General features: G+C 45.5%; 2 protein-coding genes. Both read right to left on the bottom strand.

From position 1 onward, the window contains the following. Positions 1–6: 6 nt before the first annotated feature. The gene (locus ACTQZS_RS15400; protein ID WP_441476599.1) at positions 7–294 is read right to left on the bottom strand and encodes a phage holin; all 288 of its coding nucleotides are present in this window, start codon (positions 292–294) and stop codon (positions 7–9) included. Positions 295–307: 13 nt separating this feature from the next. Then, positions 308–688, bottom strand: a 381-nt coding sequence (locus ACTQZS_RS15395) for a hypothetical protein (protein WP_441476598.1), incomplete at its 5' end; no start/stop codon positions are given.

Below are 688 nucleotides of genomic sequence, written 5' to 3'. Positions count from 1 at the left end.
TTATTTTTATCGCTTATCTTTGGTGTTATCGTTTATTTTATCGCTCTTCGGGCTGTCGTAGCTCATCGCCTGCTTGCTGTCCGAGACGCCCGTAGTAGTCGGATCGGTGACCACGCCGAGGATAGTCAGCACAGCGAAGGCAGCATTGACGATCGCCGTGAGTTGCTGCCCGAGCACACCGAAATCCCATTTGTACCCGAACGGGGCCATGCACACCTGGATCAGCAGCAGTACCGCCGGAATAAGGCTCAGCCAGAAATTCTTGTTCTTGATTCTGATTTTCCAGTTTATCATTTTCTTTCCTCCCTCAAATAAATGCGTTGTTTTTCTTTACCGATATGTATGTCTCTTTAATGTTCGCGGTCGCGGCAACCGCTTTTGAATTTTTATAATCATCGTGAGCCTTACAGTAATGCTCGTACTCCTTTATATCTTCGAGGATCTGGTTATATGATTCCTCGCTATGGCCCACATTGCGCCGGAGTTCATCGTCAAACGAAAGGATCCGCCTTCTCGCATCATCTGCATTCTCTTTGTTCATTCGCGATCCGAATGCTGTTAACTGATTACTGAATTCTTCCAGCTTTGCAATAATCTTATCGTTTCGTTCTTTCTTTTTATCTGATCGGTTAATCAGAAATTGGATAAATAAAAGGACGGCACCCACTAGAGTACCGCCCAATATCCC

It is taken from the genome of Bilifractor sp. LCP19S3_H10 (assembly GCF_052119185.1).
Classification (GTDB): Bacteria; Bacillota; Clostridia; order Lachnospirales; family Lachnospiraceae; genus Bilifractor.
The sequence above is the reverse complement of the archived record's forward strand: the minus strand, read 5'-3'. Positions and strand labels throughout refer to the sequence as shown.